General features: G+C 65.9%; 6 protein-coding genes. 5 read left to right on the forward strand and 1 reads right to left on the reverse strand.

What is annotated here, in order from left to right; translation table 11 throughout:
* On the forward strand, positions 1–245 hold a 245-nt coding region (locus WA317_RS20895), incomplete at its 5' end, for a PPE family protein, SVP subgroup (RefSeq protein ID WP_425174843.1).
* 121 nt (positions 246–366) lie between these two features.
* Here the strand turns inward: WA317_RS20895 and WA317_RS20900 are convergent.
* Positions 367–561 (reverse strand): ferredoxin, encoded by a 195-nt coding sequence (locus WA317_RS20900; RefSeq protein WP_425174848.1) that lies wholly within the window; start codon positions 559–561, stop codon positions 367–369.
* 187 nt (positions 562–748) lie between these two features.
* Between WA317_RS20900 and WA317_RS20905 the strand changes: the two genes are divergently transcribed.
* The 4 genes from WA317_RS20905 to WA317_RS20920 form a co-directional block, all read left to right on the forward strand.
* Complete coding sequence (locus tag WA317_RS20905; RefSeq protein ID WP_425174844.1) at positions 749–1,924, forward strand: cytochrome P450; 1,176 nt, start codon at positions 749–751, stop codon at positions 1,922–1,924.
* A gap of 360 nt (positions 1,925–2,284) precedes the next feature.
* Complete coding sequence (locus WA317_RS20910; protein WP_425174845.1) at positions 2,285–2,584, forward strand: PE family protein; 300 nt, start codon at positions 2,285–2,287, stop codon at positions 2,582–2,584.
* A 50-nt stretch (positions 2,585–2,634) separates the two neighbouring features.
* Positions 2,635–3,846 (forward strand): PPE family protein, encoded by a 1,212-nt coding sequence (locus tag WA317_RS20915; protein ID WP_425174846.1) that lies wholly within the window; start codon positions 2,635–2,637, stop codon positions 3,844–3,846.
* A gap of 115 nt (positions 3,847–3,961) precedes the next feature.
* Positions 3,962–4,166: WXG100 family type VII secretion target (locus tag WA317_RS20920; protein WP_425174847.1), on the forward strand; the 205-nt coding region annotated here is incomplete at its 3' end.

The raw sequence follows: 4,166 nt of genomic DNA on the forward strand, positions 1-4,166 counted from the left end.
CAGGTGCCCCGGTGGGTGGGCTTTCGGTGCCGCCGGGCTGGTCAGCGGCCACGGCTCCGGCGACGGCTGCCACGAATGCGCCACTGCCGGTCACCAGCATCAGCGGCGCCCCGGAGGGTGCCGGTGCCGGTAACCTGCTGGGCGGGATGCCACTCGCCGGTGCTCCGGGTTTCGGCGGGGGCGGCGCCGGACCGCGGTACGGCTTCAAGCCCACCGTGATGGGTCGCCCACCGTTCGCCGGATAGCAGCGCCGTATGGTGCAGCGGCGGGCGCCTGACCGAGGGCAGGTGCCCGCTGTTGGCGATTCGGTTACGGCGCGGGTGAACAGCACCCTTCGTGCGTGGACGACCCGTAGATCTAGCAGCGTCAGTCCTCGTCGAGGACTAGGGCCATCTCCGGGCAGGAAGCGACCCCGTCGCGGGTGAGCTGGGCATCCTCGGGCCGCACCTCGTGCTCTTCGAGGATCGAGTAGCCGGCATCGTCGATGGGAAACAGCTGCGGATCGACTGCGTAGCACTGGGCGTGTCCCACACACCGCGACTGGTCGAGACGGACCTTCATGGGTGTTCCCTTGTCATCGAAAGTCATCTGAGTCATCGAGAACTTGCTTGGCTGGTGCATCAAGCCTAAAAGAAGGCCGCTGGTCCAGTGGCGCCGATGCTGCCTACCGCGCACAGTCGGTGCCGCACCTACGATATGGACGGCACGGCGGTTAGGCGTCAACGTTCCACCAGGGAGACAGCAGCGGGTGAGCACCCTCGACGATGGATACACCGGGGCATTCCATCTGCCGCGCCTGGAATTCTCCACGCTGCCGCTGGGCACCGACCGCGGGCTCGGCTGGAAAACGTTGCGCGACGCCGGGCCGGTGGTGTTCATGAACGGCTGGTATTACCTCACCCGGCGCGAGGATGTGCTGCCCGCGCTGCGCAACCCGAAAGTGTTCTCGTCCCGACTGGCCTTGCAACCGCCCAACAGCCCTTTTCCGGTCCTCCCGCTCGCGTTCGACCCGCCGGAGCACACCCGCTACCGCCGGATCCTGCAGCCGTACTTCAGCCCGCACGGGCTGAGCAAGTCGCTGCCGGTGCTTCGACGCCATGCGGCCGACATGATCGACGCCTTCGCCGCTCGGGGAGAATGCGACGCAATGGCAGACCTCGCCGGCTTGTACCCGTTTCAGGTGTTCTTGGATCTGTACGGTCTGCCTCTGGAGGATCGCGACCGCCTGATCGCCTGGAAAGACGCGGTCGTCGGCGACAAGCCCTTCGTCACCGAAGACGACATGGCGCCCAGCCGCTCGTTGTACGAGTATCTCGCCGACGCAATCCGGCAACGCCGCGAGAATCCGGGCTCAGACATGTTGTCGCAAGTCATGACCGGCGACGGCGATTTCACCGACATCGAGCTGCTCGGCATGAGCCACCTGCTGATCCTGGCAGGGCTGGACACTGTCACAGCCGCGATAGGTTTTTCGCTACTCGAGTTGGCCCGCAGACCGCAGCTCCGCGTTGCGCTGCGCGACAATCCCAAGCACATCCGGGTCTTCGTGGAAGAGATCGTCCGCCTGGAGCCGTCGGCCCCGGTGGCGCCCCGGATCACCACCGAGGCCGTCGCCGTCGGTGGCATGGTGCTGCCGGCCGGCTCGCCGGTGCGACTCTGTATGGCCGCGGTCAACCGCGACGGCAGCGACGAGGTATCCATCGACGATCTGGTTATGGACGGCAAAGTGCACCGCCACTGGGGGTTCGGCGGCGGCCCGCACCGGTGTCTGGGTTCGCATCTGGCGCGTATGGAGTTGACCGTGATCGTCGACGAGTGGCTCAACCGGATTCCGCAGTTCGAACTGGCGCCGGACTACACGCCCGAGATCGCCTTCCCGTCGAAGACCTTCGCGCTCAGAACGTTGCCGCTGCGGATGAACTGACCGCGGAGTCGCGCCGACCGTTGGTGGTCCCGGCGGGTTCTGCCGAGATTTAACTGAGCGAGATTTAGTCGCTTGTGAGGACGCGTTGCGGAGAGGACCATGGTGTCTGCGACAGCACCGGGCTGTCGCGCGCCGTCAAGGTGGAGTGTGCAGGTTTACGCAGGTGGCGGAGCATTCCGCGGCCTGGGCGACAGCGGCCATCATGCACAGATCTCCATTTTGAGGTTACCGAGTTGTTACTGCAGATGAACGCTTGTTGCCGATCGGTGAACAGTTGCCAACACATGCCTTCGTGGACGGCAGAGGCCGACGCTGCCATCTACGCTTTTTACGGAAGCGCAGCTTCGAGGAGGAAAACAGATGTCGTTCGTGACCACACAGCCGGAAGCCTTGACTTCGGCCGCCGGAACTCTGCAGGGGATCGGCTCGTCGATCAACGCTCAAACCGCGGCTGCGGCGGCCCCAACTACGGGGGTGGCCCCGGCGGCTGCCGACGAGGTGTCGGCTCTGACGGCCGCGCAGTTCGCCGCACACGCGCAGATGTACCAGTCCGTGAGCGCGCAGGCTGCAGCAATTCGCGAGATGTTCGCCAACACTCTCGGCACCAGCGCTGGGTCGTATGCGGCCACGGAGGCCGCCAACGCCAGCGCTGCCGGCTGAGTACCTAATTGAGCAATCAGCGGGTTCTAGGTCACAGGGGTTTGTAGACGGTGGATTACGCAGCGCTACCCCCGGAGGTGAACTCCGGGCTCATGTACACGGGTCCTGGGTCGGGACCCATGCTGGCCGCTGCGGCGGCCTGGGACGAGCTCGCGGCGACTTTGTACGCGACGGCGTCGTCATACGGTTCGCTGGTCGCAGACGTGAGCACCGCGTGGCTGGGGCCGGCATCGACTTCGATGGCCGCCGCGGCAACGCCGTACGTGGCGTGGCTGGGCAGCACGGCGGGAATGGCGGAGACGACAGGCGCTCAGGCCAAGGCCGCGGCAGCCGCCTACGAAGCTGCCTTCACGATGACGGTGCCGCCGCCGGTGATCGCTGCCAACCGCGCTCTGCTGGCGGCGCTGGTCGCGACAAACTTCTTCGGCCAGAACACGCCGGCGATCATGGCGACTGAGGCGCTGTACGCCGAGATGTGGGCTCAGGACGCCGCGGCGATGTACGGCTACGCGGGATCATCGGCAGCCGCCTCAGCGTTGTCGCCGTTCGCTTCTCCGCCCCCGACCACTTCGGAAACCGGGCCGGCTGGACAAGCGGCAGCGATGGCGCAGGTGGCCGGCACCTCGGCCGGCTCGAGCGCGCAGACCGTCGCGCAGACCGTCTCACCGCTGACGTCGGCGGGCACCGCCGGGACAGCCACGGCGTCAACCACCACGGCGACCTCGCCGGTCTCGTCGCTGTCGGGTGTGACGACGTCGACGGCCGCGCTCACCTCGACCTCGAGCATGGCCTCGAGCACGGCCTCGGGCACCGGGTCGACAGCCACGATGGGGACCACGGGTCTGACAATGCTGACTTCGGCGAATTCGCTGATGAAGTCGATTTCGCCGGCGACCAGCGCGTTGTCCAATCAGATTCAGATCTGGGGGTCGGCGCTGCGCAGTGGCGTCAGCCCTGGAGCCTTCGGTTCGGTCGGCAATGTCGCCGCGAGCGCGAGCGTGGGCCGGGCGGCGTCGCTGGGAGTGCTCTCGGTTCCGCAGAACTGGACCACGGCCGCCCCCGCTTTCAGTCAGTTCTCTCAAGTTTCGTCAATCCTGCCCACCACCGGCGCCAATGCTGTCCCGGCGGTCAGCGCAGCCAACCCCGGTATGGTCCCGCCGCCGCTCTCGACGTTGTTCGGTCGCGAGTCCACACCAATGGTTTCGACTGCGAGATTCGATGTCCGCCCCACTGTGGTGCAACGCCCGGTGGCCGCCGGTTAAAGGGAAGGGGGGAGCATCCAGGTGTTTCAGGTCGGCGGATACGTCAACCGTGTAACCGGTCCGGCCACTACGTGTCCATCACATCCGTTCGTTTCTAACTAAGGAGAATCAAGCTATGCCTTCACGTTTCATGACTGACCCGAACTCCATGCGCAGTATGGCGGGGCGGTTCGATGTGCACGCTCAGACGGTGGAAGACGAGGCCCGCAAGATGTGGTCGTCGTCGGTCAACATCGCCGGAGCGGGCTGGAGCGGTACCGCTCAAGCCACGTCCTACGACACCATGGGCCAGATGAATCAGGCCTTCCGCAACATCGTCA

The organism is Mycobacterium sp. (assembly GCF_049802695.1).
Classification (GTDB): Bacteria; Actinomycetota; Actinomycetes; order Mycobacteriales; family Mycobacteriaceae; genus Mycobacterium.